This window comes from Microvirga sp. P4_G7 (assembly GCF_056401005.1).
On sequence record NZ_JBFUKD010000993.1, the window covers coordinates 1 to 1,011 of the forward strand.

Genomic DNA, 1,011 nt, shown 5'->3' on the forward strand with positions numbered 1-1,011 from the left:
AAATCCTGCTGCAGCCACGCGAATTCCGTCTGCTCGAATATCTCATGAAGAACGCCGGGCAGGTCGTGACGCGCACGATGCTGCTCGAGCATGTCTGGGATTATCATTTCGATCCCCAGACCAACGTGATCGACGTTCACGTGTCGCGCCTGCGTTCGAAGGTCGACAAGGGCTTCGATCGGCCGCTCATTCACACGATCCGCGGTGCGGGCTACATGGTCCGCGTCGGCGGCGAGGGAATGAAGGTCGATGTGGCGTAGCGTTTGCAAATCGGCGGGCAGGGGACCCGAATGACGGCGCTCGGAAAACTCATCCGGACGACCGCGTTCAAACTGTCGCTGGCCTATCTCATCATCTTCACGATCTTTGCCTTCGTCGCGCTCGCCTACGTGGCGTGGAACGCGCAACGCGTTCTCGACGATCAGTTCGTCTCTACCATTCAGGCGGAGATCAGCGGTCTGGCCGATCAATACCGCGTCGGCGGGTTGCGCCGACTGGTCAATGTCGTCGACCGCCGTTCGCGCACGCCCGGAGCCTCGCTCTACCTCGTCACCACCGATACGGGCGAASGCATCGCCGGCAATATCGGGGCGCTGCCGCCGGGCGTCATCGATCAGGCGGGACAATTCGAGACGGACTACGCGCGCACCGACGAGCCCAACGCCGCGACGGGCCATGCGATCGTGCGGGTCTACCTCCTGCCGGGTGGATTTCGCCTCATGGTCGGCCGCGACGTCGAGGAACGCTCGCGTTTGCGCGACGCAATCCAGCGCGCCTTTGCATATTCGCTTGTTCTGATCGTTCTGCTCGGCTGCGCGGGCGGTTGGTTCATCACCAAACGCGTCCTCAAACGCGTCGACGAGATGACCGATACGACGCAGGTCATCATGGCGGGCGACCTCGATGGGCGTTTGCGCGTCGAGGGCACCGGTGACGAGCTCGATCGATTGGCAAAAAACCTCAACATGATGCTCGACCGCATCGGCGTGCTGATGAAGGGCATGCAGGAGG

Annotated in this window: 2 protein-coding genes; both read left to right on the top strand. The window is 62.2% G+C overall.

Going from position 1 to position 1,011, the window contains the following annotated elements; all coding sequences use genetic code 11:
* Window positions 1-260, top strand: a 260-nt coding sequence (locus AC1DT3_RS22475; protein WP_477467386.1) for a winged helix-turn-helix domain-containing protein, incomplete at its 5' end; no start/stop codon positions are given.
* Window positions 261-290: 30 nt separating this feature from the next.
* A partial coding sequence (locus tag AC1DT3_RS22480; protein WP_477467387.1) for a HAMP domain-containing protein occupies window positions 291-1,011 on the top strand: 721 nt, incomplete at its 3' end.